The sequence below is a fragment of the Metasolibacillus meyeri genome, assembly GCF_003049505.1.
In the GTDB taxonomy this organism is placed as follows: Bacteria; Bacillota; Bacilli; order Bacillales_A; family Planococcaceae; genus Metasolibacillus; species Metasolibacillus meyeri.
This window is the reverse complement of record NZ_PYWN01000038.1, coordinates 1-21,929: the sequence shown is the minus strand read 5'-3', so window position 1 is coordinate 21,929 and position 21,929 is coordinate 1. Positions and strand designations below refer to the sequence as shown.

The 21,929-nt window shown below is 38.3% G+C and carries 26 protein-coding genes, 2 pseudogenes and 1 riboswitch; of the genes and pseudogenes, 26 read left to right on the top strand and 2 right to left on the bottom strand.

What is annotated here, in order from left to right; all coding sequences use genetic code 11:
* Positions 1-21 precede the first annotated feature (21 nt).
* The 25 genes and pseudogenes from C9J34_RS06430 to C9J34_RS06305 all read left to right on the top strand — a co-directional run bounded on the left by C9J34_RS06430 (position 22) and on the right by C9J34_RS06305 (position 19,429).
* Entirely contained in the window at positions 22-675 is a 654-nt protein-coding gene (locus tag C9J34_RS06430; RefSeq protein WP_107839039.1) for an adenylate kinase, read from the top strand.
* A 423-nt stretch (positions 676-1,098) separates the two neighbouring features.
* Complete coding sequence (gene infA / locus C9J34_RS06420; protein ID WP_042478660.1) at positions 1,099-1,317, top strand: translation initiation factor IF-1; 219 nt, start codon at positions 1,099-1,101, stop codon at positions 1,315-1,317.
* Positions 1,318-1,354: 37 nt separating this feature from the next.
* A complete protein-coding gene (rpmJ, locus tag C9J34_RS06415) occupies positions 1,355-1,468 on the top strand; it encodes a 50S ribosomal protein L36 (RefSeq protein ID WP_000868344.1) in 114 nt (37 codons plus the stop codon).
* Between the two features lie 23 nt (positions 1,469-1,491).
* On the top strand, positions 1,492-1,857 hold the full coding sequence (gene rpsM / locus C9J34_RS06410) for a 30S ribosomal protein S13 (protein ID WP_107839038.1): 366 nt from the start codon (positions 1,492-1,494) through the stop codon (positions 1,855-1,857).
* Positions 1,858-1,883: 26 nt separating this feature from the next.
* Entirely contained in the window at positions 1,884-2,273 is a 390-nt protein-coding gene (gene rpsK / locus C9J34_RS06405) for a 30S ribosomal protein S11 (RefSeq protein ID WP_004233731.1), read from the top strand.
* A gap of 145 nt (positions 2,274-2,418) precedes the next feature.
* Positions 2,419-3,363: a DNA-directed RNA polymerase subunit alpha gene (locus tag C9J34_RS06400; protein ID WP_107839037.1), complete on the top strand. Its 945-nt coding sequence runs from the start codon at positions 2,419-2,421 to the stop codon at positions 3,361-3,363.
* Between the two features lie 42 nt (positions 3,364-3,405).
* Positions 3,406-3,786, top strand: coding sequence for a 50S ribosomal protein L17 (gene rplQ, locus C9J34_RS06395; protein WP_042478668.1), 381 nt, complete (start codon positions 3,406-3,408; stop codon positions 3,784-3,786).
* A gap of 529 nt (positions 3,787-4,315) precedes the next feature.
* On the top strand, positions 4,316-5,161 hold the full coding sequence (locus tag C9J34_RS06390; protein WP_107839036.1) for an energy-coupling factor ABC transporter ATP-binding protein: 846 nt from the start codon (positions 4,316-4,318) through the stop codon (positions 5,159-5,161).
* Positions 5,137-6,009, top strand: a complete 873-nt coding sequence (locus tag C9J34_RS06385; protein WP_107839035.1) for an energy-coupling factor ABC transporter ATP-binding protein — start codon at positions 5,137-5,139, stop codon at positions 6,007-6,009. Before C9J34_RS06390 ends, C9J34_RS06385 begins: the two co-directional genes overlap by 25 nt.
* Positions 6,006-6,803, top strand: coding sequence for an energy-coupling factor transporter transmembrane component T family protein (locus C9J34_RS06380; RefSeq protein ID WP_107839034.1), 798 nt, complete (start codon positions 6,006-6,008; stop codon positions 6,801-6,803). Before C9J34_RS06385 ends, C9J34_RS06380 begins: the two co-directional genes overlap by 4 nt.
* Positions 6,804-6,812: 9 nt before the next feature.
* Positions 6,813-7,550, top strand: coding sequence for a tRNA pseudouridine(38-40) synthase TruA (truA, locus tag C9J34_RS06375; protein ID WP_107839033.1), 738 nt, complete (start codon positions 6,813-6,815; stop codon positions 7,548-7,550).
* Positions 7,551-7,721: 171 nt separating this feature from the next.
* Complete coding sequence (rplM, locus tag C9J34_RS06370) at positions 7,722-8,159, top strand: 50S ribosomal protein L13 (RefSeq protein WP_107839032.1); 438 nt, start codon at positions 7,722-7,724, stop codon at positions 8,157-8,159.
* Between the two features lie 28 nt (positions 8,160-8,187).
* Positions 8,188-8,580, top strand: a complete 393-nt coding sequence (rpsI, locus tag C9J34_RS06365) for a 30S ribosomal protein S9 (protein ID WP_107839031.1) — start codon at positions 8,188-8,190, stop codon at positions 8,578-8,580.
* 182 nt (positions 8,581-8,762) lie between these two features.
* Positions 8,763-9,290, top strand: a pseudogene (locus tag C9J34_RS22820) (transposase family protein).
* Positions 9,289-9,424: pseudogene (locus C9J34_RS22815) on the top strand (metallothiol transferase FosB); the annotation flags it as partial. The pseudogenes C9J34_RS22820 and C9J34_RS22815, both read left to right, overlap by 2 nt.
* Positions 9,425-9,638: 214 nt before the next feature.
* Positions 9,639-10,574, top strand: coding sequence for an aminoglycoside phosphotransferase family protein (locus tag C9J34_RS06350; protein ID WP_193768916.1), 936 nt, complete (start codon positions 9,639-9,641; stop codon positions 10,572-10,574).
* Between the two features lie 650 nt (positions 10,575-11,224).
* Positions 11,225-11,668, top strand: a complete 444-nt coding sequence (locus C9J34_RS06345) for a GNAT family N-acetyltransferase (RefSeq protein ID WP_238600588.1) — start codon at positions 11,225-11,227, stop codon at positions 11,666-11,668.
* Positions 11,669-12,313: 645 nt separating this feature from the next.
* Positions 12,314-12,405, top strand: a riboswitch (TPP riboswitch).
* Between the two features lie 107 nt (positions 12,406-12,512).
* Positions 12,513-13,199, top strand: a complete 687-nt coding sequence (gene tenA, locus C9J34_RS06340; RefSeq protein WP_107839026.1) for a thiaminase II — start codon at positions 12,513-12,515, stop codon at positions 13,197-13,199.
* Positions 13,200-13,216: 17 nt separating this feature from the next.
* Entirely contained in the window at positions 13,217-14,194 is a 978-nt protein-coding gene (locus C9J34_RS06335) for an ABC transporter substrate-binding protein (protein WP_238600585.1), read from the top strand.
* Between the two features lie 10 nt (positions 14,195-14,204).
* The gene (locus C9J34_RS06330) at positions 14,205-14,963 is read left to right on the top strand and encodes an ABC transporter permease (protein WP_107839025.1); all 759 of its coding nucleotides are present in this window, start codon (positions 14,205-14,207) and stop codon (positions 14,961-14,963) included.
* Entirely contained in the window at positions 14,960-15,688 is a 729-nt protein-coding gene (locus C9J34_RS06325; RefSeq protein ID WP_107839024.1) for an ABC transporter ATP-binding protein, read from the top strand. The genes C9J34_RS06330 and C9J34_RS06325 overlap by 4 nt, the downstream gene beginning before the upstream one ends.
* Before the next feature lie 336 nt (positions 15,689-16,024).
* Positions 16,025-16,573: a DUF1572 family protein gene (locus tag C9J34_RS06320; RefSeq protein ID WP_107839023.1), complete on the top strand. Its 549-nt coding sequence runs from the start codon at positions 16,025-16,027 to the stop codon at positions 16,571-16,573.
* A gap of 185 nt (positions 16,574-16,758) precedes the next feature.
* A complete protein-coding gene (locus C9J34_RS06315) occupies positions 16,759-17,499 on the top strand; it encodes a GTP pyrophosphokinase (protein WP_153062615.1) in 741 nt (246 codons plus the stop codon).
* Positions 17,500-17,596: 97 nt separating this feature from the next.
* Positions 17,597-18,310: an N-acetylmuramoyl-L-alanine amidase gene (locus C9J34_RS06310; RefSeq protein ID WP_107839022.1), complete on the top strand. Its 714-nt coding sequence runs from the start codon at positions 17,597-17,599 to the stop codon at positions 18,308-18,310.
* A gap of 66 nt (positions 18,311-18,376) precedes the next feature.
* Complete coding sequence (locus C9J34_RS06305) at positions 18,377-19,429, top strand: Mrp/NBP35 family ATP-binding protein (RefSeq protein WP_107839021.1); 1,053 nt, start codon at positions 18,377-18,379, stop codon at positions 19,427-19,429.
* A gap of 84 nt (positions 19,430-19,513) precedes the next feature.
* Here C9J34_RS06305 and gerD read toward each other — a convergent pair whose 3' ends face one another.
* On the bottom strand, positions 19,514-20,116 hold the full coding sequence (gene gerD, locus C9J34_RS06300; RefSeq protein WP_107839020.1) for a spore germination lipoprotein GerD: 603 nt from the start codon (positions 20,114-20,116) through the stop codon (positions 19,514-19,516).
* Positions 20,117-20,395: 279 nt separating this feature from the next.
* On the opposite strand from gerD, the gene C9J34_RS06295 reads away from it, so the two are divergent.
* Complete coding sequence (locus tag C9J34_RS06295; RefSeq protein ID WP_107839019.1) at positions 20,396-21,067, top strand: KinB-signaling pathway activation protein; 672 nt, start codon at positions 20,396-20,398, stop codon at positions 21,065-21,067.
* Between the two features lie 26 nt (positions 21,068-21,093).
* Here the strand turns inward: C9J34_RS06295 and C9J34_RS06290 are convergent, their stop codons facing one another.
* Entirely contained in the window at positions 21,094-21,726 is a 633-nt protein-coding gene (locus C9J34_RS06290) for a hypothetical protein (protein WP_153062614.1), read from the bottom strand.
* Positions 21,727-21,929 lie beyond the last annotated feature (203 nt).

Genomic DNA, 21,929 nt, shown 5'->3' with positions numbered 1-21,929 from the left:
CTTTATAGGGGGAAACTTCGTATGAATATCGTTTTAATGGGCTTGCCAGGTGCTGGTAAAGGCACTCAGGCAGACAAAATTGTTGAGAAGTACGCAATCCCTCATATTTCGACAGGCGATATGTTCCGTGCGGCAATTAAGGACGGTACTGAGCTTGGTTTACAAGCTAAATCGTTTATGGATCAAGGTGCATTAGTACCTGATGAAGTAACAATCGGTATCGTGCGTGAGCGATTATCACAAGCTGACTGTGAAAAAGGATTTTTATTAGATGGATTTCCTCGTACAGTTCCACAAGCAGAGGCATTAGATGGCATTCTTGAAAGCCTAGGCCGTGCAATTGAACATACGATTAATATTCAAGTTGATAAAGATGAATTAGTAGCACGTTTAAGTGGACGTCGCATTTGTAAAACTTGTGGTGCTTCTTATCACTTAGTTTTCAACCCTCCAACGGTTGAAGGAAAATGTGATAAAGATGGTGGCGAGCTTTATACACGTGCGGATGATAATCCAGAAACGGTAACAAATCGTTTGGAAGTAAATATGAACCAAGCGCAGCCTTTACTTGATTTTTACCAAGCTAAAGGTGTTTTAACGAATATTAACGGACAGCAGGATATTAATAAAGTATTTGCTGATCTTGATGCTCTGTTACAGAGCGGCCGCAGCTGATACCCGACTCAGGCGCAAGTTCTGCTTTCGCGGGAGGCATGCGGAGGCAACAACGAAACATAATTTTTGAGAGTTGCAAAAGCATATTGTACCCATTTTAATACGAGAGAGGGGAGCACGGTCCGTGTGATGATCCACTTATTGTATATCGGGTTTCGTGGAAGCATCTGTGTAACGGGTATGAATCTCTCATCCAAGACATTCCGGCTATCGTGTTAACATAAGGAATACAGCTTTCTAAACCGGGATCTGTTCATTCCATGGATTGTGTGAAGCGAAACCAGACGAGCGTCTTTCGAACATCTCTCATACAATCCAGGCATATGTTGAGACGAGTTGCTTCTAAATAACGGAAGAAAACAGTTATAATGATTATCGATATTGGATAATCTGAAATTGCATATAGAAGGGAGACGAGAGTTAATGGCGAAAGATGATGTAATCGAAGTCGAAGGGACAGTTGTTGAGACTTTGCCAAACGCGATGTTTAAGGTAGAATTAGAAAATGGGCATGTAGTGCTTGCACATGTTTCTGGAAAGATTCGTATGCACTTTATCCGTATTCTACCAGGAGATAAGGTTACTATTGAGTTATCTCCATATGATTTAACTCGCGGTCGTATCACATACCGTTTTAAATAATCTTTTGCACTCCGGACTATTAAGGAGGTTAGGTTAGATGAAAGTGAGACCATCTGTGAAACCGATCTGCGAAAAGTGTAAAGTAATTCGCCGACGCGGTAAAGTAATGGTAATCTGTGAAAATCCTAAACACAAACAAAAACAAGGATAATTAATAAGGAGGTGCACACGTAAATGGCACGTATTGCTGGTGTTGATATTCCTCGCGACAAACGCGTTGTAATTTCATTAACTTACATTTTCGGTATTGGTAAAACAACTTCACAAAAAGTATTAGCAGCTGCAGGTATTGATGAAAATATCCGCGTTCGCGACTTAACTGAAGATCAATTAAACCAAATCCGTGAACAATTAGACACATATAAAGTGGAAGGTGACTTACGTCGCGAAGTTTCACTTAATATTAAACGTCTGATGGAAATCGGTTGTAACCGTGGTATCCGTCACCGTCGTGGTTTACCTGTTCGTGGTCAAAATACGAAGAACAACGCACGTACGCGTAAAGGTCCTCGTAAAACTGTAGCGAATAAGAAAAAATAATTAAGTAAAGGAGGTTCCTTCTTAACATGGCTCGTAAACAACAAACTCGTAAACGTCGTGTGAAAAAGAATATCGAATCTGGTATTGCACACATTCGTTCTACATTCAACAATACAATCGTAACGATTACAGATATGCAAGGTAATGCTGTATCATGGTCAAGCGCAGGTGCCCTTGGTTTCCGTGGTTCACGTAAATCTACACCATTTGCTGCTCAAATGGCTGCAGAAACGGCTGCAAAAACATCCCTTGAACATGGTCTGAAAACGTTGGAAGTAACTGTTAAAGGTCCTGGTGCTGGTCGTGAAGCTGCAATTCGTGCACTTCAAGCTGCTGGTTTAGAAGTAACTGCTATCAAAGACGTTACTCCAGTTCCACATAACGGTTGCCGTCCGCCAAAACGTCGTCGCGTGTAGTGGGTGCAGCTTAAAGAGCATATATCTTTAAGTACATCATTTCTTTGTGCAAATGTCTTGTGCAACTTATTAGTAAAGTCAATCAAGAATAACAACTATGATGGTATGAACCTATACATTGATGTTTTGAAGGAGGGTAAATTGAATGATCGAAATTGAAAAACCAAAGATTGAGACAGTGGAAATCAGCGAAGATGCCAAGTACGGCAAGTTTGTTGTAGAACCGCTAGAACGCGGATATGGAAACACTTTGGGAAATTCTTTACGTCGTATCCTTCTGTCTTCATTACCAGGAGCTGCTGTAACGTCAATTCAAATTGACGGCGTATTACACGAATTCTCTACTGTAGAAGGCGTTGTAGAAGATGTTGCTTCAATTATCTTAAACGTGAAAAAGCTAGCTTTAAAAATCTACTCTGACGAAGAAAAAGTCATTGAGATTGATGTAAAGGGTGATGGAACAGTTACGGCTGCTGACATTACACATGACAGTGACGTTGAAATTTTAAATCCAGAGCTATATATTGCAACAATCGCTAAAAACGGTCATTTACGTATGCGTATGTATGCGCAACGTGGTCGTGGCTATACTCCTGCTGATCAAAACAAACGTGAGGATCTTCCTATCGGCGTGATCCCGATCGACTCTATTTACACTCCAGTTTCACGCGTCAATTTCCAAGTGGAAAACACTCGTGTTGGGCAAAACTCTGATTACGATAAGTTATCACTTGATGTATGGACAGATGGAAGCATCGGTCCGAAAGAGGCGATTTCGCTTGGAGCGAAAATTTTAACAGAGCATTTAAACATTTTCGTAGGCATGACAAATGAAGCGCAAACTGCTGAAATCATGGTAGAAAAAGAAGAAGACCAAAAAGAAAAAGTTTTAGAGATGACTATCGAAGAGCTAGATCTTTCTGTTCGTTCTTACAACTGTTTAAAGCGTGCAGGTATCAATACGGTGCTTGAATTAGCGAATAAATCAGAAGATGACATGATGAAAGTGCGTAACCTTGGTCGCAAGTCTTTAGAAGAGGTTAAAGCGAAGTTAGAAGAGCTTGGTTTAGGATTACGTAAAGAAGACTAAGCGAATTTGAAATAGATATTTTTTAAAAGGAGGGAAACATCCATGGGTTACAGAAAACTTGGTCGTACAAGTTCTCAACGTAAAGCGATGTTACGTGACTTAGCTACTGACTTAATCATCAACGAGCGCATCGAAACAACTGAAGCTCGCGCTAAGGAAGTTCGTAAAGCTGTTGAAAAAATGATTACTTTAGGTAAACGCGGTGATTTACATGCTCGTCGTCAAGCGGCTGCATTTATCCGTCGTGAGTTAGTAACGAAAACTGACGAAGAAGGCAACGAAACAACTTCATTCGCACTACAAAAATTGTTCGATGATGTTGCACCACGTTACGCAGAACGTCAAGGTGGTTACACTCGTATTCTTAAAGTAGGTCCTCGTCGTGGAGACGGCGCACCTGTAGTTGTGATTGAATTAGTTTAATCCATTAACGACAGTTGATTTTGAGGGGGTGCCTAGTTCACCTATGAACAGCGGCACGCCCTCTCTTTAAATCAATTACGCCTCAGCGTAATTGTGTTCGGATTTTTTCGAGTGCGCTCGAAAAGCTCCTCTTCAAAATCCGTAACATCCGCTGAGTCAATATAATGAAGATTTATACGACAAATAATTAAGCTGAGCGTTACGATGAGCGAAACATCATGTTGGCGTCTCGTCTAGCTCTCCGCACCTCATTCATTCAGAGTACGGAAATGAGCAGCCGTATTCTCCTTAATGTAGTGATAAGCGCATTTCTCTGAATGAGGTGCGCGCTTTTTTATTTTGATTCAACTTAATATCCCTAGATTCATAGAGGATTACCCAGGAAATAAGTGTGTAAACTACATACATAAACATAAAGTACGTTTAGGCATTTGCTGCTTGTTAACGTGCTTTATTTTTATATATGTGGAAATCAGTTAGAAAACAGTGTAATTTTAATAGTGGAGCAGAGAGAGGAAGGAGCAGAGCAATGACAGAAATTCTATCTTTTCACAACGTCACATTTTCTTATACACCAGAGGATGAAACAGCACGTAAAGCTGTGCAAAATATTTCATTTAATGTGCAGCAAGGAGAATGGATTGCGATTGTCGGTCATAATGGTTCAGGTAAATCCACAATTGCGAAGCTGATGAATGGCTTATTATTCCCTGCGGAAGGTGAAGTACGCGTATTACGTAATCCTTTAACGGAGGAGAATCTTTGGGATGTACGTTCACAAGTTGGGATGGTGTTTCAAAATCCTGATAATCAGTTCGTTGGGGCAACTGTGCAAGATGATGTTGCATTTTCATTAGAAAATAACGGTGTTCCATATGAAGAAATGGTCGTACGTGTGCAAGATGCATTAAAGCAAGTAAAGATGGAGCAATTTTTAAATCATGAACCACATCATTTATCTGGAGGACAAAAGCAGCGTGTTGCCATTGCAGGCGCGTTAGCGATATATCCACAGTTACTAATATTAGACGAGGCTACATCGATGTTAGATCCACAAGGGCGCGACGAAGTGTTAAGCACTGTGCAAGCATTGCGGGAAAAAATAGGACTAACCGTGATTTCCATTACGCACGATTTAGAAGAAGCAATGTTAGCAGACCGTATCATTTTTATGAATGATGGGAAAAAATATGCAGAAGGTACACCAAGTGAGATTTTTGCATTAGGTGAGCAATTAATTGAGTTTGGTCTAGATTTACCTTTTTCAATGAAAATGACAAAGCTCCTGCAACAGCAAGGAGTAAAGCTAGTAGGACAACATATGACAGAAGAAGAGCTGGTGAATGATTTATGGACATCAAACTTCAACAAGTAAGCTATGCTTATGGAAAAGACACACCATTTGAAAAATATGCGCTATTCGATGTAGATTTAACGATTCCTCATCAATCGTATCAAGCTATTATTGGACATACGGGCTCGGGGAAATCAACTATTTTACAGCATTTTAATGGGCTTTTAAAGCCTTCTACAGGTGAGGTGCATATCGGTAATCGCATTATTGAAGCAGGAAAGAAAGCTAAGGAGCTAAAGCCTGTGCGTCAAAAAGTAGGTATCGTCTTTCAGTTTCCAGAGCATCAGCTATTTGAAGAAACGGTATTGAAGGATATTATGTTTGGACCGATGAATTTCGGCGTTTCTGAGGAGGAAGCCGAACGTCGTGCACGGGAGTTGATTACGCTTGTGGGTCTACCTGAAGAAGTGTTAGAAAAATCACCGTTTGACTTATCTGGAGGACAAATGCGCCGCGTAGCTATCGCAGGTGTTTTGGCGATGCAACCGGAAGTGATTGTGTTGGATGAGCCAACAGCGGGTTTAGATCCGCGTGGACAAAAGGAAATTATGGACATGTTTTATGAGTTACACAAGAAGCGAGGGTTAACAACGATTCTCGTTACGCACAGCATGGAGGATGCGGCACGTTACGCTGATCGTATTGCGATTATGCATGAAGGGCGCTGTGTGTTAACAGGGGAGCCAAGAGAGATTTTTGCAGATGTGGAGACATTAAAGAAATATCGTTTGGAGCCACCGCGCATTGTCCGCTTCCAGCACCGTGTAGAAAAGCTAATCGGTACAACATTACCGAAAGTATGCTTAACAGAGGAAGAGTTAGCGATTGAATTAGCACAAGTTGTGAACGAGGAGCGTGACCGAAAATGATGGAGAAAATGATTTTTGGGCGCTATATTCCAGGAGATTCCTTCGTACATAAGCTTGACCCACGCGCGAAGCTAATTTTTGTCTTTGTTTTTATCGTCATAGTCTTCTTAGCGAATAATGTAATAACATATGGGGTGCTGCTTGCGTTTACGTTGTTTATTATAGTTATATCGCGCATTCGCCTATATTTTTTAATTAATGGCTTAAAGCCTATTATCTTTTTAATGATTTTTACGTTTTTACTGCATACGCTATTTACGCGAGAAGGAGCGGTCGTTTTAGACTTAGGCTTCTTGAAAATTTATGAACAAGGTTTAAGGCAAGGTATTTTTATTTCGATTCGTTTTTTAGTGCTTGTATTTATGACATCCATTTTAACATTAACGACATCGCCTATTTCCATTACAGATGGGCTTGAAGTATTGCTTAATCCATTAAAGAAAATTAAAATACCTGTACATGAATTAGCTTTGATGATGTCTATCTCGCTACGCTTTATTCCGACGCTAATGGATGAAACAGATAAAATTATGAAGGCACAAATGGCACGTGGCTCTGATTTAAGTGCAGGACCAATCAAGGATCGCTTAAAGGCGGTTGTGCCACTGCTAGTCCCGCTTTTCGTCAGTGCCTTTAAGCGTGCGGAAGATTTAGCGACAGCGATGGAAGTGCGTGGTTATCGTGGTGGGGAAGGTAGAACTCGCTATCGCCAATTAAAATGGGATTACCGCGATATGATTTGTTTAGGATCGCTTGTTGTACTGGCAGCAGTGCTTGTATTTTATCGAAACTAGAGGTGGCGTATGAGACTAAAAGCAACAATTAGCTATGATGGAACACAATTTTCTGGCTATCAAGTGCAGCCAGGTGAACGCACAGTGCAGCTGGAGCTAGAAAAGGTATTAAGGAAAATGCATAAAGGAGAGCGCGTACATGTGACGGCAAGTGGACGCACAGATGCGCGTGTTCATGCGAGCGGACAAGTCATTCATTTTGATACATCGTTAGTCATACCAACAGATAGCTATCAAAAAGCATTGAATGTTCAACTACCGAGTGATATTCGTGTTTTGTCTGTTGAGCAAGTCACAGATGATTTTCATGCGCGCTATAGTGTGGTGGGCAAGCGTTATCGCTATATTTGGGATTGTAGCAAAATTCAAAGCCCGTTCCGACGCTTCTATACGGTGGAAACAAGAGGGGTAAGGCCGAATGCTGAAGCAATGCGTGAAGCAGCACAATTGATTATAGGCACGCATAATTTTACGTGCTTTTGTGCAGCGAATACGAGCGTGGTTGATAAAGTGCGCACTGTTCATTCGTTAAATTTAGAATGGATAGGGGATGAGCTACATATGACGATTGCGGGCAATGGATTTTTATATAATATGGTGCGCATCATCGCAGGGACGCTGTGGGAGGTCGGTGTCGCTCGACGTGAAGTACAGACAGTGGCAGAGGCAATCGAGGCACAGGACCGCAGTAAAGCAGGAAAAACAGCCCCTGCACATGGGCTTTATTTGGAGGAAGTTTTTTACTGATTTCAAGCTTTAACAACCTCTCCAGGTGTGCAATAAAAATTCTTGACTTATGACGTAATTCATTATATGATGATGTATGGTATTTTCATTACCACCACAAATAAGCCCCGAAACTTATAGTGTTTAATAATGAAAAATAACGGTAATCGAATTAATTAGGAGGACATATACATGCGTACAACATTCATGGCTAAAGGTCACGAAGTAGAGCGTAAATGGTTAGTAGTTGACGCAGAAGGCCAAACTCTTGGACGTTTAGCTTCTGAAGTAGCTGCTATCTTACGCGGTAAACATAAACCAACTTTCACACCACACGTTGACACAGGTGATCACGTAATCATCATCAACGCTGACAAAATTGAGTTAACAGGTAACAAATTAGAAGGTAAAATTTACTACCGCCATACTCAATATACTGGTGGTTTAAAACAACGCACAGCAGGCGAAATGAAAGCGAAATACCCAACTCAAATGATCGAGTTAGCAATTAAAGGGATGCTTCCTAAAAACTCTTTAGGTCGCCAAATGTTCGGTAAACTTAATGTTTATGTTGGAGCAGAACACCCACACGCAGCACAAAAACCAGAAGCCTATGAGCTTCGTGGATAATATACTACATTAATAGGAGGATATAACCTTGGCACAAGTTCAATACATCGGCACAGGTCGCCGTAAAAGCTCAGTAGCACGTGTACGTTTAGTACCGGGTGAAGGCACAATCGTAATCAACAACCGTGATGTTTCTGATTACTTACCATATGAAACTTTACTTTTAATCATCAACCAACCACTTGAAGCAACTGAAACAAAAGGTAGCTATGACGTTCACGTAAACGTAAACGGTGGTGGTTTCACTGGTCAAGCTGGTGCAATCCGTCATGGTATCGCACGCGCTTTATTACAAGTTGATCCAGATTTCCGTCCAGCATTAAAATCTGCTGGTTTATTAACTCGTGATGCACGTGCAAAAGAGCGTAAAAAACCAGGTTTACGCGGCGCTCGTCGTTCACCACAGTTCTCAAAACGTTAATATCGTTGTTATATCAGCGTTTTTCAAAATCCTCTCTCGGTTGTCGAGAGGGGATTTTTTTTATTTTTGGGCTCTATAATATTTGTTGGGGTGTTCACACAATTACACGCATAAAAAAAGCACAGATTCACCGATTTCTATATACTTGAATTGTCGATAAAGAAGTAATAGAAAGGTGAACTGTGCAAATCCCTGGATTAAAAGATGTAGAGATTACGAAAATAGAAAAAGTAGGCGATCGAATCGTATTGTATGTACAATTACCAAAATATACGCATCCATGTCCTGTTTGTCAAAAAGAAATATCGAAGGTTCACGATTATCGTATATAGAAGATCAATCATTTAAAGTGGTTTGAACGTTTAACAATTCTTTTTTATAAACGTCGTCTTTATGTTTGTGATTGCGGAAAGTGATTCTCTGAAAATGCCTCTTTCGTAGATAAATATCAATGCTACTCAAAAAAATGGAATCAAGTGGTGAGTATACGTGCGATTCAAGCCAAAACATTTAAAGAAGCGGCAGAAGTACTAGGGACATCAGTCACAACGGTTATTCGCCGTTTTCAAAAGGTAGCGAATAAACAATTGGTGGAGGGTGTACGTTTACCAAAAGCGATTACGGTGGATGAGTATAAAGGTGAGACAGGTGCAGGTACGTATCAGCTAATCATTGCGAATGCGGAGACACGCGAACCAATATTCTTTTAGGTATCAAAGAGATAAAAAATCTATTTACTTCACTGATCCAGATGGTTATAAGTTTGAATTTCATACAGGTACATTACAAGATAGATTAGATTATTATAGACAGGATAAAAAAACATCTGGAATTTTACAATTAGTACAAAGTTTTTTAAAACTGACAAAAGCTTTTTGAAGAAGTTACCGCAACAACATACTGGTGTACCATTAGTAAGATTTATCACAGGTTTATAAATTAAAGAATAGGTCGCCTGTCTTTAATATTTGAGAAGTAAATTCAATAGTTGATGTAGTATGGAATGAAGTGTTTTTTGAACTAAAATATAAGCAGAAATGTTAAAAAGGGAGTACATTATGAAGCTACAAAAACAATTTGTTCAGTCAGTGCGTTTATATTTTAAAGAACAAGGGGAATCCTGGTTACAAAATTTACCGAATTTAATTCATTACTGCGAACAAAAATGGTCCATGAAGTTAAAAGAGCCTTATACTCTTTCCGTCAATTACGTTGCACCTGCTACAATGGAAGATACGACAGAAGTAGTAGTAAAGATCTGTATCCCGGGAAAGGGCTTTTTAGATGAGCTAGAGGCCTTACATCTGTTTAGGGATAAAGGAATTGTTCAACTGATCGACTCAGATAAGGAAAATGGAATCATCATTCTTAAAAAACTTTCACCTGGGTATACTTTAGCTGAAGTAACAGACGATGAGGAGGCTTGTCGACTCGCAGCTAATGTGATAAAAAATCTAACCATTCACGCGCCAGTTCATACCAGAATTCCTACTACCAAGGAAAGGGAAGAAGGGCTTCGAAAAATTTTGGATGAACATTCAAATGGAGTTGGACCTATCCCCCAACAAACACTAGAAAGGGCATTGAGAATTTTCACATTCTTAAATCAAACAACAGAACAATATTTTCTTCTTCATGGGGATTTTCACCATTATAACGTGCTCGCATCTGGGGAAGGGAATTGGACGGCAATTGATCCTAAGGGCTTAATCGGAGAGATTGAGTATGATTTAATACAATACATGTTAAATAAGCTACCGGATCAGAAAGTTTTTGAAGTTATCCAAAAGCGAGTAGAGATTTTCACTAAAGAACTTAATCTAAATAAAGAGCGGCTTCTGCTCTGGGGATATTGTCACACGGTGTTAGCAACCTCGTGGACAGTTGAAGGTGATGGAACCTATGATAAAAACTTTTATCAAGGGATTGAGATATTTGAAAAGTTGTATAAAGCTAATTTCGGTAAATTGATTGATACATATCCAAAAGCTTAATGATTCTTCCAAAAAGGGAGCGATTGTTGAACAATCCTTTAATTTTATAGATTTTATTGTTCTTTAACATCTCAACAACTGATACGGGCGTCTTTTAGATATCACCGACCCTCTCTTAATCAAACATATCCTTTTCCATCCAATTGGTTACATATTAAATATAGTATCCTAAACTAGAGTACTCTAAGTATAGGATTTTTTAAATTCAGTACTTTAACTAATGAATATATAGGTATTATTTATAGTAGTTAAAGTATTTAAAGGTGGTGAAGAAATGAAAGTTTAAAAAGTAGTTGTTGAGGAAAAGTCATATCCATTATACATATTAAATGGCAAGCTATTTTAGCGTTATTGTATATTTCAGAACTAATATGGCGTTCAGATTAGTGTGAATTTTCGCGGTGGGTATGTGTTAAAATAAACTTATGAAGTATAATTTACGAAATCGATTTTCAACAATCGGGCCATTATGTGGCATAGAGCTATAATAATAAAGTGGTGCAATGCGACTATATGAATGACTATTGTCAAGGAGAACTGATTCAAAATCTAAGTTCTAGGATTTCCAGGTTGTATTAAGATTTATTTGCTAATTCCACTTTTCAAAAGTTGAACATTCTTAACTATGTTTGGAAGGAGGTATTTCTTTGGTGGAGTTAAGAAAAATTAATCGGGACAATTATGAAGAATGTTTAAACTTGCATACAACTGATACCAATGTGGACTTTGTAGACCCTGTAGCGTGGTCTTTAGCCGAAGCATGGGTGTTTTATGATGATTCACGCCCATTTGCAATTTATGCCGATAATGTGATGGTGGGCTATGTTTTAATGTATATTGGCGAAAATAACCCCCAAATCATAAATTTTATGATAGATAGCCGTTTTCAAAAAAGAGGCTATGGATCAGCAGCGGCTAGGCTTTGTGTTGAATATTTGTGGAAAGAATACAATGCAAGTAGGATTTCCTTACCAGTTAATCAAGAAAATATAACCGCACAAAAATTTTGGAGCAATATAGGCTTTGAAATAACAGACGATATGGAGGATGGTTATCTTTATATGCGGTTGTACATGCCAGAAAAATGTGTCTGAGCATATGAAAATGGAACCCATTTCTATAATCGGGCGTGATTGTTGAAGGTCAAAAGCCTAATTCCTCGATAAAATATTGCACTGATCTAAAAAAATGAGACAAATCAAAACACCTTTCGTTGAAAAACGGGTATTGTATAAAGTGACCCCTAAAAGTTAGACACGGTTATTTTATATAACTTTGTGGCTTTTGTATTTTTAGACATTGCTAAACGACTGTTTGATCCCCTTGGTTACTTCTCTTGAGAGGTGATTGGATGGAAAAACTATTTTAGGCATTGTTAGCCGATGGACGTTAAAGAAGTTATCATAGCACTCGTATTTGGCATTAAAAGGGCTATTAAGCAAAACAAATGTGGACAAACCTAATTAAATAATACTTTAAAAAAAGAGGAATTACTTTGGTTCAATTAATATCAATTCCAATTCTCTTTCATACATTTTTATCCATATAACAATTCCCAAAACGTTAATATCCTATATTTACGTTTCCGACCCTTTCTCACTTTTGTGGGAAAGGTTTTTTTCTGTAAAAAAACCTTGAGATAGTGCGATATTGTGTGATTAATTATAATTTAAAAGAAAAAAATATTTGACAATTAAATTTTATACGTTATGATTTTAGTTGAAATTAAAATATAAATCTTTTTCTACTAGGGGTGCCAAATGTTGGCTGAGAATTACTCTTAGAACCTGATCTCGTTAGGACGAGCGGAGGGAAGTAGATGGGAAATGAATTCGTTTAATGGCAATGTATTTTGGCATGTTTATGCCTATTTCATTCAAAAACGAAACCCTCCTATGTGTTCCTTTTAGAAAAAGAACAAATTAGGAGGGTTTTTTTATGAAGTTTACTGATGAATTACGTTTAGCAACAAAAGAGAGTTGGGAGAAAAGTTTACACCACCCATTCGTGCAAGGGATTGTGAAAGGGGATCTACCGCTTGAAATATTTAAAAACTATATTTTACAAGATATCTATTATTTAAATCATTATGCAAAGGTGCACGCATTAGCAGCAGCGCAAGCGGAGGATTTTGCGATCACCTCTTTCCTTGCAGAAAAAGCAAGCAGAACGGCTCAAGCGGAGTTAGGTGTCCATCAGCAGCATGCAGAAATTTTAAATATTACTGAGGAGGATATGGAAAATTTCAAGCCAGCACCAACGGCTTACGGTTATACATCACATTTGTATCGTTCGACAATGTACGGAAATTTAGCATATGTCATTTCTGCTATGTTGCCATGCTATTGGTTATATGCTGACATTGGTAAAACATATGAGCATGCAAATCCAGAAACCGAAATTTATCGCAATTGGCTTGCTACATATGCAAGCGACTGGTTCCAAGAGGCGACACAAAAGCAAATTGATTTATTAAATTCACTTGTGGAGGATATGAGTGAGAAGGAAAAAGAAAAAGTGAAAGAGCAGTTTATTATCGCGAAGGAATATGAATTAGCGTTTTGGGAAATGTCCTACACATTTGAAAAATGGTTATCACAATATGATGAGAAAGTGAAACTATAAATGGAGGATACATTTCAATGAAAGCGATCGTAAAATATTTGTTAGTTTTCACGTTAGCCTTTCTTTTAGCTGGCTGTCAGACGGGAGAAGGTAACGAAAAAGTTCAGCTCTTCTTAGATTGGACACCCAATACGAATCATACAGGGATTTATGTAGCAAAAGAAAAAGGCTTTTTTGAAGAGGAAGGTTTAGATGTTGAAATTATGTTGCCTGGTGAGGTGCGCGCTGAGCAAATTGTAGGCTCGGGAAAAGGAGAATTTGGCATTAGCTTTCAAAATCAAGTAACACAAGCGCGTTCAGAAGGTATCCCAATTGTTTCAATCGCTGCAATTATCCAGACACACACTGGTGGCTACTACACACCAAAAGCAAAAGGGATTGAAACACCGAAGGACTTTGAAGGGCGCATATATGGTGCGCATGGTTCAGAATTAGAAAAAGCCTCTCTACAAGCAATTATGAACAAAGAGGGAGGAGATGCCTCAAAAATAGATATGGTGCAGGTTGGCAATACAGATTATTTTGTGGCAATGGGTCGAGATATTGATTTTGTCAGTATTTTTTATGCATGGACAGGCATTGAAGGTGAAATTCGTGGTACGGATATGAATTTTATTAAAACGACTGATTTTGCACCAGAGCTAAACACCTACTCACCGCTTATTATTACGAACGATGAAATGATTGACAAAAACCCTGAAACGGTACAAGCATTCGTTAATGCTGTATTTAAAGGCTATGAATTTGCGATTAACAATCCACAAGAAGCAGCCGCTATTTTAATTGCAGCAGAGCCTGACTTGAGTCCTGAGCTTGTGAAGCGCAGTCAAGAATGGCTATCACCTCGTTATAAAGAAGGAGCAACCGCTTGGGGTGTTCAAGAAGCAAGTCGTTGGGAGAACTTTGCGAACTTCATGATTAAGCATCAGATTATTGATGAAGTAGAAATTCAACAAGCATTTACAAATGAATTTATCGCAAATGCAATGAAGTGAGGAAGTAGTTATGAAAATAAAAAATATATGGAAGCCTGCGCTTGTTCTTCTTCTCGCAATGGTTCTGTGGGAAATGGCAACGAAGTTATTTCAAATTGAAATATGGGTACTACCTGCGCCTTCTATTATTGCAAAGGAAATGTTTGTTGTTTTCCCAGCCTTTTTACCACATATACTGGCGACGATAAAGCTTGTATTAGTTGGTTTCACCTCAGCTATCGTGCTAGGTATTATCGTTGCGACAATGCTACATATTTTTTCGACTGCGCGGGAAATCGTTATGCCGTTTCTCGTTATTTCTCAAAATATCCCGACCATTGTATTAGCACCGCTTTTAATGATTTGGTTTGGCTTAGGGGATTTCCCAAAATACTTAATTATTGCAACGACAGCCTTTTTCCCAATAGCGATTGCGACGCTTGATGGATTTAGCCAAACAAATCGTGAGTATATGCATTATATGCAAATGATGGGTGCAACGAGAAAACAAACTTTTTTTAAGTTGCAATTACCTAATGCGATTCCGAGTATTTTCTCTGGCATAAAAATTGCAGCAACATATAGCGTGATGACAGCTGTTGTAGCGGAGTGGCTAGGTGCACAAAAAGGCATCGGCGTATTTATGACATTAGCAGCGTCTTCCTATCGAACACCGCGCGTTTTCGTTGCGATTGTCATTACAATTATTTTAAGCTTAATCTTTTTCGCTCTATTTTTAGCGCTTGAAAAATGGTTTACACGCTGGCAACGAAATGAGGGGATACAATGACTTTACAGATCGAGCAGCTTCATCATTCGTTTGGAAAGAAGAAGATTCTTTCTAATATTTCTTTTACAATCGAGAATGGGGAGTTTGTTTCTATACTAGGACCTTCAGGTAGTGGGAAAAGCACATTGTTCCATCTCATCGGCGGAATTTTAAAGCCGGAGCAAGGAAAAATACGATTAAATGATTGGGATATTACGAATGAAAATGGTCATCTGAGCTATATGCCCCAAAATCCTTCACTTTTTCCTTGGAGAACGGTTTTACAAAATGCGATGCTCGGCAGTGAATTAGCAGGAAAAGCGGATGAAACAAAGGCAATTGAATTATTGCAAAAAGCTAATTTAGGAGAGATGATTCATGCTTACCCGAATCAATTATCTGGTGGAATGAAGCAACGAGTAGCATTTGTTCGAGCGTTACTTAGTCCGCAGTCACTCATCTGTTTAGATGAACCATTTTCTGCGCTCGATTCTTTTACGAAAAAGGAAATGCAGCAATGGTTACTGAAGACATGGGAGGCGTATGATAAATCCATTTTATTTATCACGCACGATATTGAAGAAGCTCTTTTCTTATCGGACCATGTCATTCTACTATCTACAAATCCAGCGACTGTAAAAGCATCAATTAAAGTGCCCTTTAAGCGACCACGTGACGAGCAATTATATTTGAGTGAAGAATTTTTGCAATGGAAGCGAAAAATTGTTGAAGCGCTTAAAGAGTAGGAAGTGGCTATCGGGGAAGACTCGGTAGCCTATTTTTATGAATCCATTTGTCAGCTAAAACGGACATATTTCCTCTGGTAAAAGGTTCTCTATCTTTTTATCTAGCTATTCAAAACAATCTTTTTGTTTTATTCTGAATATAGATTTAACTTGATTCAGCAAATCTTCTCCTGTCGCGAAAGTGTAACGTCAGTGGCAAATTCTTTTTGTATCGGAAGCAAATGTTTTCTGTGCGAAAGCGAAGCGGCAGCAACGGAGTGACAGATACAGAAGCCCCCAACTTCCATAAGTGGCGGGATGAATGCCAGAAAAGGAATAGAATCAGAGGGAGTGATAATGTTGGAATTTGGTAAAGTTTATTTAACAGTTATTCATGAGCGATTTAAAGGTTTAAAGGATTTAGGGGATAAGACGATTGCTAGATTATCTGAAGAAGAGCTACATTGGGCGATTCATGAGTCATCCAACAGTATATCCATAATTATTCGACATATGAGTGGAAATATGATTTCGAGATGGACTGATTTTTTGACGAGCGATGGTGAAAAATCTTCTCGAAATCGAGAGGAAGAGTTTATGAATACAATGACTACGAAGGAGGAGCTATTAGCGATTTGGGAAAAAGGGTGGTGTGCTTTATTTCAAGCCCTTGAGAAACTTTCTGCAGAGCAACTTCAATCAACGGTATATATTCGTGGGGAAGCGCACATGGCAGTTGAAGCAATTGAAAGACAGGTTGCTCACTATGCGATGCATGTAGGACAAATTCTTTTTATTGGCAAGCAGATAAAAAAGGATGAATGGGAAAGTTTAAGCATCCCAAAAGGGCAATCGAACGAATACAATGAAATGATGTTTAACAAAGGAGGCAATCATGATAAATAAATCGTCATATATTTACAGAAAGAGGCGATAACATGATTGAGCAAAAACTACAAGCACATGCATGAGCAGCACTACAGCATTTAAGCTGATGGCAATGACAATGCATGGTATTTTTCATTCGCTTATTTCACCAAGCATCTAGTAAAATAAATAATAGATGAGATTACGGAGTAGAAGGTGAAACGATGAATACAAATATCCAATTAAACAAACTAAAAGCAATGGCAGATGAACTGAAAAAATTTATGCTCATTTATAAATTTGGATTAGACGAAATGAACACGAAAATTGGTATTTTAAAAGAAGAATTTCAAATGATTCACGATTATAATCCAATCGAGCATACTTCCTCACGTCTAAAGTCGCCTGAAAGTATTTTAGGAAAAATCGTGAGAAAAAATATGGAGCCATCCTTACCAGCGATTAAAGAGAGTATGCGGGATATTGCAGGTATTCGTATTACATGTTCATTTAGGTCAGATATTTATCGTATTAAGGAAATGCTGTGCAATCAACAAGATATTGAACTAGTGGAATGTAAGGACTATATCGAAAATCCGAAAAAAAATGGCTATCAAAGCCTGCATTTAATTGTGAAAGTACCGGTGTTTATGTCGGATCGAGTAGAGAAAGTGTATGTTGAAATTCAAATTCGAACGATTGCAATGGATTTTTGGGCAAGCTTGGAGCATAAAATTTACTATAAATACGACAATGCTGTTCCAGAAAGGCTAACGGTGGAATTAAAAGAAGCTGCTTTAGCTGCTAGTGAATTAGATAGAAAGATGGAGGCGCTGCATCAAGAGGTGCGAGAGTTAAAATCACATGATGAAGATAAGATGATGGAGCTTCACCTTGAAAAAAATCATTTTAATATCCCGAGGAAGCTGCTTGAAATGGTGAGCAATGACATAGAAGAGAAGTAATGAGAACCTTAAAGGCTGTTTGGAAAAGCACTTTCCAGACAGCTTTTTGCATACGCACGTCCACTTTTGCGTATAGTAAGTCAAAGGTGGTGTGCATATGAAGCGTTGGTTAGCGCTAATTGTAATTATGTTTAGTTGTATGATGATTGTTGTTTATGAAACAAGTGCCTCCGATAAACGCTTTTTCTTGCCTGAGCCATTAGGTGGGGTGAAAATCGTGTTGGATGCAGGGCACGGTGGCATTGATGGGGGTGCTTCTAAAGGAGATGTAATTGAAAAAGATATTACGCTTGCAATTACTGAAAAAGTGGCTCGCCAGTTAAAGCGATTGGGTGCTGAAGTCATTATGACTCGTACGACAACAGAGGATGTATTAGCAGAGCATGCACCAAATGAGCAATTTCCAACATTGCGTGAACGTAAAAAACAAGATATTTTTTTACGCGAATCACTTGTTCAAAAGCATAACCCTGATTTGTTCATTACGATTCATGCGAATGCCATTCCAAATAGCAAATGGCGTGGAGCACAAGTGTTTTATCACAAAGAAGGCGATGCGCGAGGCGAACTGTTAGCCAAAACCATTCAAGATTCGATTCGAGAACATCTACAAAATACAGACCGTGAAGCATTGTCGATTAAGGAAGTTTATTTATTAAAAAAAGTGCAAGTACCAGCGGTGTTAGTGGAGACAGGTTTTTTAAGCAATGATGAAGAGCGAGCGTTATTGGCAGATGAGGGCTATCAAGAAAAGATGGCTTTGGCTATTGCGCGCGGCATTGAGAACTATTATTTCATGGAACTCCAATAGCTATATTACAATGATAGGTATGCTATACTACTAAGTGGATATAAAAATAGAGGAGTGTTTTAGGAAATGAACGAACAACAAGTCAGAGAACTGTTGGGACAACTACAAGATCCTTTTTTACATAAAACATTAGCGGAAACAAACGGTATTATAAATGTTAGCATTAAAGAAGAAAAAGGACATGTGAGTGTGAAAATCGCCATTGCGAAAACAAATACACCAGAACAAATGACGCTTCAAATGAAAGTTGTGGAAGTGTTAAAGGAAAATGGTGCACAGTCTGTAGGCATTCGATTCGAGGAGCTAGCTGCAGAGGCTTTAGAAGCATTTCGTGGGCAAGCAACAGAATCACAGGCGCAAGATATTTTATCGCCATTATCAACTGTACAATTTATTTCCATTGCCTCAGGTAAAGGTGGCGTAGGTAAATCGACAGTATCGGTAAATATGGCTGTAGCACTAACACGCCTTGGAAAAAAAGTTGGGCTAATCGATGCTGATATTTATGGCTTTAGTGTGCCGGATATGATGGGCATAGGTGAAATGCCTGTTGTGAAGGATAATCGCATTTATCCTGTAGAGCGCAGAGGCGTAAAGGTGATTTCAATGGGCTTCTTCGTTGAAAATAATGCACCAATCGTATGGCGTGGCCCAATGCTTGGTAAAGTATTAGATCAATTTTTCCGTGATGTAGAGTGGGGAGATATCGATTACTTATTATTAGATTTACCACCAGGTACAGGAGATGTAGCGTTAGACATTCACCAAATGTTACCAACTTCAAAAGAAATCGTTGTTACGACACCGCATCCAACGGCAGCGTTCGTAGCAGCAAGAGCAGGTGCAATGGCACTTCAAACGAATCATGATATTTTAGGTGTTATTGAAAATATGGCATGGTATGAATCAAAATCAGGTGAGAGAGAGTATGTCTTTGGTCGCGGCGGCGGTCCTAAATTAGCTGATGAGCTACGTACAGAGTTACTGGGCCAAATTCCACTAGGACAGCCTGACTGGACAGAGGATGATTTCGCCCCGTCTATTTATGCAGAGAGCCATCCGACAGGGCAGATCTATTTAGAAATTGCTCGTCAAATTGTAGAGAAATTAAAGAAATAAAAATGAAGCTGTATGGAAAGCGGGTGGACGTGCTACTTTCCATACAGCTATTGTTCTTTTTAAATCCAATGCGATTCAAAATTATTACTTCTTTTCCTCATCTTCTTTTTGGCTACCGTCTTTTTGATTTTCGGAATCAGACCCAGATTCCTCTGAGCTGCCCCCTCCACCATTTTGAATAATTAATTGCTGCCATTTTGCTTGTAGAAGCGGGTTTTCAATTGTGTCCATTACAATTTGTTCCATTTGCTTGCGTAGTGGAGCGCTTTTTAAAATCGATTCAAGCTGCTTTTGCATATCAGCTTGTCCAAAAAATGACTGTAAATCCTCTTGATAAGATGCGTCCTTCATTAACCCTTTCATAATGGCCTCCTGCTGCTCCTGCATGCTTTTCGCTAACGCCTCTTTAAATTTCGGGTCTTGAAATGTCTTTTTCCAAAAATCCTCTGCTTCTTTAGATAATAAAGTTTTTTCTGTAGCTTGCTTTACTTCGTCACTATCCAGTATGAGTAGCTCGCGAAATTTTGGATCTTCTAGCACTTGGCGAATGGCTTTTTTTCCATCCTCTGTTTGAATGGAATCAACCATAATTTTTTTCACTTCATCATATGACATTGTCGCTGTTTTCGATTCAGTACATCCAGTGAGCAGGAGTAAAGAAAAAATAATAATTCCGATTCGATACATTATTTATCCGTCCTTTCATTTTAGTTCAGTATAATAATCCCATTATCGTAGGTGCTGAGAAAAAATTTATTTCAATACCATCTAAATCAAAATCGACCTGCAGTAGAGGTTGTTTGTGAGAGTAAAATGGCTTTGTGCCATGTAATCAATCCTAAAGCTCTTTCATTTATTGTTCACATTTTTACGAATAATATGTATCGTATTTATTTGCGTATTAGCTTTTTTTAGTTGTCATTGTTAAAATGAGAATGGAGAATATAAAATGGGGGACATTATGTCGTGACAATACGAAATTGGATTAAGTTTTTCCTTATGTCGTTGTTAATAGGTGGTGGTGTAACAGCCATTGCAAGTCTTATTATACGTTGGGATTTCTTCAAGCCATACATAGTAAATGGAGAATTTGGTGAGTTTATTGCTGCATTTGCTTGGATGATTTTATTAGGTTTTACAATGAGCGTAATTGCACAAGCAGGTTATTTTGCCTATTTAACATTGCATCAAGTCGGTGTGAATATTTTCCGTACACTAACATTATGGAATTGGGTACAAATGCTATTAATAGTTGTTGTACTGGTTGATTTAGTTATTTTCCGTTTTGCACCAGGTGCAGAAACGGCAAAAGATTGGCTATTTTATATTGGTTTGCTGCTCGTTTTAGTATTTGGTGCAATTGCAACAGCTGTTAAGAAAGTGAATATGACAGGCAAAAGACATGTATTAATTCCTTCTATCTTTTTTATGGTTGTAATTACATCATTAGAATGGATTATTGCATTAATGGGTCGTCAAGATAATATCAACACATATGTGGCCTTATTATTATTCCCATTAGTTGCGGTTAATGCATATCAATTGTTAATGTTACCTAAGTATAATGCTAAGTCTGAGGAAGATCGTAAAAAATTAGAAGAGCGTCGCAAAGCACGTAAACAAGCTACGCAAAATTAAAAAACGATGGGTAACCATCGTTTTTTTTATTGGGGAAATTTTTTCGTTTTTATTTGGTAGCCAAATAAATTTTCTTCTATTGAAACAATAGGGTTTTGTTGCATGAATAAAGTGAGCTGTTCAAAGTCGATTGTTGAGTGTGCATGGAGAGGAACAGAAATAATCATGCCTTCTTCAAGCGGAAGTTCTTGGTGCCAAAGGGCTGTTGGTATAAGCATATTGATTCGCTGATTAAATATCATTTGTTGCAAATCATCAGGGAATATATAATCCCTTGTCATAAACCAAAGTGGCTCTTTGTCAAAATACTTCTTATAAATGGTGATTTCTTCTTCTAAAACTTTGCTATTTGTATAATCTGTACTATTGTGACCAAGGAGCGCGGTTGGTATACGTTTGTCTTTAATTATTTCAATCATTGAAGATGAGCGTTCAATCCAAGCTTTATCAAGTAACAAGATAGGATAAGGCGCTTTTAGGTTTTTAAGCCATGTTTCAAAACCTTCGTGAGAAAAAGTAACTTCGAGCATTAAAGTTTGCCCATAATGTCCTTTTGAAATAATTGCAGGCTCATTTGTCGCATTAAATGTCGGTAAAACAGTAGAAATTTCTTTTTGATAAAATAGTAGAATTAAAAATAGAGAAGCTAGTAATAGCAATATCCGTCGCACTTTTTAACCTCCTTTATTTACAGTGATCTAACATGAAAAATAGTTTTCTATAAAAAAGTTATGAAAAGGTGTTGACTTTCATGAATGAAAGATGATACTATAAATGAGTCGCCAAGAGGTGATGCAATAACGAATGAAAATGAACCTTGAAAACTGAACAAGCAAGACGTGAATGAAAAACGTTTCATTTA

Excerpts from the sequence above, each read along its gene's own strand:
- C9J34_RS06430 (WP_107839039.1), top strand. The coding sequence starts at position 22 with ATGAATATCGTTTTAATGGGCTTGCCAGGTGCTGGTAAAGGCACTCAG.
- infA (WP_042478660.1), top strand. The coding sequence starts at position 1,099 with ATGGCGAAAGATGATGTAATCGAAGTCGAAGGGACAGTTGTTGAGACT.
- rpmJ (WP_000868344.1), top strand. The coding sequence starts at position 1,355 with ATGAAAGTGAGACCATCTGTGAAACCGATCTGCGAAAAGTGTAAAGTA.
- rpsM (WP_107839038.1), top strand. The coding sequence starts at position 1,492 with ATGGCACGTATTGCTGGTGTTGATATTCCTCGCGACAAACGCGTTGTA.
- rpsK (WP_004233731.1), top strand. The coding sequence starts at position 1,884 with ATGGCTCGTAAACAACAAACTCGTAAACGTCGTGTGAAAAAGAATATC.
- C9J34_RS06400 (WP_107839037.1), top strand. The coding sequence starts at position 2,419 with ATGATCGAAATTGAAAAACCAAAGATTGAGACAGTGGAAATCAGCGAA.
- rplQ (WP_042478668.1), top strand. The coding sequence starts at position 3,406 with ATGGGTTACAGAAAACTTGGTCGTACAAGTTCTCAACGTAAAGCGATG.
- C9J34_RS06390 (WP_107839036.1), top strand. The coding sequence starts at position 4,316 with ATGACAGAAATTCTATCTTTTCACAACGTCACATTTTCTTATACACCA.
- C9J34_RS06385 (WP_107839035.1), top strand. The coding sequence starts at position 5,137 with ATGGACATCAAACTTCAACAAGTAAGCTATGCTTATGGAAAAGACACA.
- C9J34_RS06380 (WP_107839034.1), top strand. The coding sequence starts at position 6,006 with ATGATGGAGAAAATGATTTTTGGGCGCTATATTCCAGGAGATTCCTTC.
- truA (WP_107839033.1), top strand. The coding sequence starts at position 6,813 with ATGAGACTAAAAGCAACAATTAGCTATGATGGAACACAATTTTCTGGC.
- rplM (WP_107839032.1), top strand. The coding sequence starts at position 7,722 with ATGCGTACAACATTCATGGCTAAAGGTCACGAAGTAGAGCGTAAATGG.
- C9J34_RS06350 (WP_193768916.1), top strand. The coding sequence starts at position 9,639 with ATGAAGCTACAAAAACAATTTGTTCAGTCAGTGCGTTTATATTTTAAA.
- tenA (WP_107839026.1), top strand. The coding sequence starts at position 12,513 with ATGAAGTTTACTGATGAATTACGTTTAGCAACAAAAGAGAGTTGGGAG.
- C9J34_RS06335 (WP_238600585.1), top strand. The coding sequence starts at position 13,217 with ATGAAAGCGATCGTAAAATATTTGTTAGTTTTCACGTTAGCCTTTCTT.
- C9J34_RS06330 (WP_107839025.1), top strand. The coding sequence starts at position 14,205 with ATGAAAATAAAAAATATATGGAAGCCTGCGCTTGTTCTTCTTCTCGCA.
- C9J34_RS06325 (WP_107839024.1), top strand. The coding sequence starts at position 14,960 with ATGACTTTACAGATCGAGCAGCTTCATCATTCGTTTGGAAAGAAGAAG.
- C9J34_RS06320 (WP_107839023.1), top strand. The coding sequence starts at position 16,025 with ATGTTGGAATTTGGTAAAGTTTATTTAACAGTTATTCATGAGCGATTT.
- C9J34_RS06315 (WP_153062615.1), top strand. The coding sequence starts at position 16,759 with ATGAATACAAATATCCAATTAAACAAACTAAAAGCAATGGCAGATGAA.
- C9J34_RS06310 (WP_107839022.1), top strand. The coding sequence starts at position 17,597 with ATGAAGCGTTGGTTAGCGCTAATTGTAATTATGTTTAGTTGTATGATG.
- C9J34_RS06305 (WP_107839021.1), top strand. The coding sequence starts at position 18,377 with ATGAACGAACAACAAGTCAGAGAACTGTTGGGACAACTACAAGATCCT.
- gerD (WP_107839020.1), bottom strand. The coding sequence starts at position 20,116 with ATGTATCGAATCGGAATTATTATTTTTTCTTTACTCCTGCTCACTGGA.